Source organism: Phycisphaerae bacterium (assembly GCA_035384605.1).
Taxonomy (GTDB): domain Bacteria; phylum Planctomycetota; class Phycisphaerae; order UBA1845; family PWPN01; genus JAUCQB01.
In genome coordinates, this window is record DAOOIV010000217.1 from 1 (window position 1) to 3,989 (window position 3,989).

At 62.0% G+C, this 3,989-nt stretch carries 5 protein-coding genes; 3 read left to right on the top strand and 2 right to left on the bottom strand.

Going from position 1 to position 3,989, the window contains the following annotated elements; all coding sequences use genetic code 11:
- Both PLL20_21945 and PLL20_21950 read left to right on the top strand, forming a co-directional pair.
- Positions 1–789: hypothetical protein (locus PLL20_21945; GenBank protein HPD32662.1), on the top strand; the 789-nt coding region annotated here is incomplete at its 5' end.
- Position 790: 1 nt separating this feature from the next.
- Positions 791–1,282 carry a hypothetical protein gene (locus tag PLL20_21950; GenBank protein HPD32663.1) on the top strand — a complete coding sequence of 164 codons (492 nt, stop codon included), beginning with the start codon at positions 791–793 and terminating at the stop codon, positions 1,280–1,282.
- A 310-nt stretch (positions 1,283–1,592) separates the two neighbouring features.
- On the opposite strand, the gene PLL20_21955 is transcribed toward PLL20_21950, so the two are convergent.
- A complete protein-coding gene (locus tag PLL20_21955) occupies positions 1,593–2,024 on the bottom strand; it encodes a hypothetical protein (protein ID HPD32664.1) in 432 nt (143 codons plus the stop codon).
- Between the two features lie 286 nt (positions 2,025–2,310).
- Here PLL20_21955 and queG point away from each other — a divergent pair, with 286 nt between their 5' ends.
- Positions 2,311–3,471 (top strand): tRNA epoxyqueuosine(34) reductase QueG, encoded by a 1,161-nt coding sequence (gene queG, locus PLL20_21960; protein ID HPD32665.1) that lies wholly within the window; start codon positions 2,311–2,313, stop codon positions 3,469–3,471.
- A 110-nt stretch (positions 3,472–3,581) separates the two neighbouring features.
- On the opposite strand, the gene PLL20_21965 is transcribed toward queG, so the two are convergent.
- Positions 3,582–3,989: Hsp20/alpha crystallin family protein (locus tag PLL20_21965; protein HPD32666.1), on the bottom strand; the 408-nt coding region annotated here is incomplete at its 5' end.

A 3,989-nucleotide genomic window follows, 5' to 3' on the forward strand; every position in this document is an offset into this window, starting at 1 on the left:
TCACCGCATCATCAAACCGGCGGATTTACAGCATGTTCAGACCGGCGCCGACAGGAGGCTCAACGGGGGTTCCGTAAGGCCCTCATGGCCCACCAGACGCGCCCCAACGCGGGGACACAGGGCCGGTTTGCGGCAATCCACTACTGGCTTGGCAAGAGTTACGTACGCCTCGGCGACATGGGCAATGCCCGCGTCGCGATGCGCAAAGCCCAATCCTGCGAGGCTGGACCGGAGTCAAACGCCCTGTTCAACCTTCAGCGGCTCCAGGAGGATAATTTGATCATAGTCATCCAGATTGGTGCGGGAGCCGGCCTGATACCCCAAGGGGGTGATTGGCAGCAGACAGCGTACAAGCCCACGCCGTACGCCGAACGCGCAGCCGAGGTCTTCATTGACGGGCAGCATGTCGGCAGTGCGGTCATGATTGCGGATCTCTGGGAACAGGTATCGACCCAGGGGCAGACGGAAGAGCAGAGAATCCAGGCTTCCAAGGCAGCAGCCAAGAGTATTGTACAAAGCCTTCCCTACATCAGTCTTCTCGGTGTTGCCTGGGATGTGACCGGCGACATGAGGTCTTGGGCCCTGCTGCCTGATCGTATTCTGGTCTGGTCAGGCAAGGTGCCAAGTGGCGACCATACCGTGATTCTCAGATTCTACGACGACAAGGATTTCGAGCTGACCAGATACCGTCAAACGTGGTATTTCGTTCCAGTTCCTGCCGAGGGCGATTGCGTTGTCGTCACCCGCGCAGCGCGAGATAAGTGCAATATATGCAGAAAGGAGCAGTGACGTGCGATTCATCCTGTGCATTCTTTTCGGCGCACTTTTTGCAGCGCAGGTGGGGTGCACCAGCCACTCATGGACCAAGATCGAGCGGACATACGAAGTCGGGTACCACGACGTCTTTCAGCGAATGCCGGAGGAGTGCAAGAAATGGATGATGTCCGTCAAGAAGAGCCAGCCCGAGGCAGGCCTCATCGTCCTGGAATCACATCGTGTCCATGACCAGATTTTGACCGGCTCTGTGATCAACATGATCGCCGGCGACGAGGTAATACTGAAAGTGCAGCAGGTGACTCCGACTACGACCAAGATTTTTATCGACAGCAAAGCCAAGGGGCAAATCGGCCCGGACTTCGGCAGGACGGACCGTAACGTGACCACCGTCGCGGATGCCTTGGATAAGGTGTGGGCTCAAGTGGACGCCACAACTGAGGAGCGGGGCGAAAAACGTCCCGGCAGCAGTGCATCGCAACCCAACGCACAGGCGAAGACGCAGTAGTCACTGACCGTCCGAAGAGCTGTCATGACGGTCCTCTTGGCAAGGCGGTCTTAACCTCACGAGCGAGATGGAGACGCGGGCCCGAAGATGCCATGGATTGTCGTTCCGCATGGACCGCGGTCCGGCAGGCTGCTCCGGGGTGGTTGGGGCGGCCGTTCGGTCAGGCAGGGGGTGGTAGCGGGGGCTGGAGACGGGCAGGGGGCGTCGGGCGTGATTTACGCTGCGTACGCGAAAGGTGCAGCAGAAGACAGGGGCAGGCAGCGCTGCCCACAGACTGGACGGCGGACGCGCGGAACCAGGCCGTCGGCGGTTACGGTTCGCGGCCGTCGTCGCGAGGTAACGGTTCGCTCGGCCGGCTTCGAAACCCGGTGATCATGGGCGTGTCTTCGGGCTTTTCCGATGGATGGACCGCGAAGACCTCGACTCGTACGATTTCCTCAAAAAGCGCCGAGACGACAAACGCACCGACCTTGTACTGCTCGTCGACGGGCTCGCACTCGAACGTGAGCATGGCCCGCAGTCCGAGGTCGACGAGCTGTTTCATTTCGTAGCTGAACCCGTCGCGGAGGTAGATGAGGACCCTGGTTTCCAATTCGCTGAGGAACTTGTGGTAGTCCTGGTAGCGAGGGTGATCTTGGGTGACGCCGGGAAACTTTTTTCGGGCGCACAACTCGCGGGCCACGGCTTTTTGTTGTTCGAAGGCCGTGCCGGTAAACCAATCGTAGTCGAAGACGGTTGACATGCCTGGATGCTGCTGCCTCTGGCTGTTGTTGACCCGTTCTGCCCCGGGTCCGGGGCGCGCCTTGGTCCGGGCGCGAGGCGTAACCGTAGATGATCGGACAGGGCGTGTCAATGAAGGGGGTAAGAAGCGGGCGGGGGGCCGTGAAGGTCAGGGTGGGGCGACGGGGCCTGTGCGGCGCCGTACGGGTTGAGAGTATCGGCTTCCGGTGGCCTGGCAAGGGTTCGGGGTTGGGAGTCTGGGTTTGGGAGTTTAGATAAGATGGGTTTCAGGCAGGCTCGGAGATACGATGAGGCGGATGACGCCGGCGGAGAAGACGGTGTTGGTTCGAGAGTTGGCCCTGGAGGCGGGTTTTGTTCGCGTCGGGGTGGTCAGGGCCGTGCCGTTGGCCCGGGCCGGGTATTTCCGTGAATGGTTGGCGCGGGGCTGCGCGGGCTCGATGAATTACCTGGCCCGGTGGCAGGATCTGCGAGCAGATCCGCGCTTGCTGCTTGAGGGGGCCCGGTCGATTATCGTGGTAGCGTGGCGGGATGGGGGCTTGGCAGGCGAGGCACGCGCATTCGAAAGGGCCTGTGAAAGAGGTAGGGCATGGTCGGAGCCACCGGAGGCAGTGGAGACCTCCGGGTCCACGTTCAACCATTCGGGCAACCATTCGGCAGGTCTCGGTCGCCGCGGCGACCTCGACGCTGCCCTACGGCACGGCGTCGATGGTCCTCAGACCAGCTCCGAGCCCGCCAGTGATGAACCTCGGGGGCGCGTGGCGCGGTATGCGTGGGGGCGGGACTATCACCGGGCGGTTCGCAATAGGTTGCGTCGCCTTGGCGACCGGTTGCGGGAAGTCATGGGCGAGCCGCTGCGTGCGCGGGTGTGCGTGGATACCGCCCCGATCATCGAGCGAGAATGGGCTGCCGCCGCGGGGATCGGCTGGATCGGGCGGAACACGATGGTGATCGATTCGCGGATCGGGTCGATGTTCATGCTGGGCGAGATCATCACCACGCTGGAGCTGGAACCGACGCTCCCGGTCAAGGATCTTTGCGGTAACTGCATGCGGTGCGTGGAGGCGTGCCCGACGGGGGCCCTGACCAGGCCTTACCAGATGGATGCCTCCCGCTGTATTTCTTATCTGACCATCGAGCATCGAGGCGAGATTTCGGAGGAGCTATCGCGGCGGATGGGCAACTGGGTGTTCGGCTGCGACGTATGCCAGGAAGTATGCCCGTGGAATCGACATGCAGCCGGTCAAGCCGCTGAATCAGTCAACGTGCGGAACCCGCTTGTGCCATCGCCTCTTCTTTCGGATCTGTGCAAGCTTGACGCCGACCAGTACGATCGGTTCTTGAGGGGCAGCGCGATGAAGCGGGCAACGTTGGAAATGCTCAGACGCAACGCCCGGATCGCCTTGGGCAACTGTCGCGGCAACAAAAAAGGAGACGGCACGGCCGAATGACGTCCCTTCATCCGACCGCACCGTCCCGGTGACGAACAACCTCATGCGATGCACGCGGTTGGCAGGCAACACACCTGCCGGATGCCCCTGTCCGCGTGCTCGCCGTGAGCCTACTTCAGTTCAATTCGGCGGGGCTTGGCGTCCTCCCGCGTCGGAATCGTCAGCGTAAGCACGCCGTTGGCCAGTTGCGCCGTCACGTTCTCGCTGTCGGCGGTTTCCGGCAGCCGGAAGGATCTCGAGAACTCGCCGGTCCGTCGTTCGCGGACGTAGTATTCGGCGTTCTCCTTTGCGGCTTCCTGGGCGTACTTGCCGCCAATGGTCAGTACGCCGTTCTCCACCGTAATGTTCAGATCCTCCCGGGCGATTCCGGGCACCTCGGCTTCGAGGATCCACTTGTCGCCTTCCTGGCGGACGTCCACAGGCAGGGCGCCGGCGGCGTGAAGCGCTGTTTCGTCGAACAAGTCATCGAACAGCCTGGGGAGGCGCGACCAGCGGATCAACGGAGCCGAGCACATGTC

Excerpts from the sequence above, each read along its gene's own strand:
- PLL20_21955 (HPD32664.1), bottom strand. The coding sequence starts at position 2,024 with ATGTCAACCGTCTTCGACTACGATTGGTTTACCGGCACGGCCTTCGAA.
- queG (HPD32665.1), top strand. The coding sequence starts at position 2,311 with ATGAGGCGGATGACGCCGGCGGAGAAGACGGTGTTGGTTCGAGAGTTG.